Source organism: Streptococcus sp. CSL10205-OR2, assembly GCF_025660655.1.
Lineage (GTDB): Bacteria > Bacillota > Bacilli > Lactobacillales > Streptococcaceae > Streptococcus.
This window is the reverse complement of sequence record NZ_JAOTIN010000042.1, coordinates 1-294: the sequence shown is the minus strand read 5'-3', so window position 1 is coordinate 294 and position 294 is coordinate 1. Positions and strand designations below refer to the sequence as shown.

1 protein-coding gene is annotated in these 294 nt (G+C 36.1%); it reads right to left on the bottom strand.

Annotation, left to right across the window (positions count from 1 at the left end):
• On the bottom strand, positions 1-294 hold a 294-nt coding region (locus N7659_RS08150; protein ID WP_263276630.1), incomplete at both ends, for a transposase family protein.

Genomic DNA, 294 nt, shown 5'->3' with positions numbered 1-294 from the left:
GTACAGTAGAGACAGAGATGTGAAGTTGATTAGCGATATCAGAATTGGTTAGTTTTTGGGTATGAGCATGAGTTATTTTTTTCCAGACCGGTTCAGAAATTTGACAGTTTTTCTTAACGAGAGATGTTTTAGCCACTGCTACTCTATGACAATCTTTACATTGAAATCGTCTCTTTTTTAATTTAAGAAGAGTAGGCATTCCTTGGACATCAAGGATTGGGATAGTGGAAGTTCTTTGGAAATCATACTTGATAGTCTTTCCATGACAATGAGGACATAAAGGAGGCTTATGAT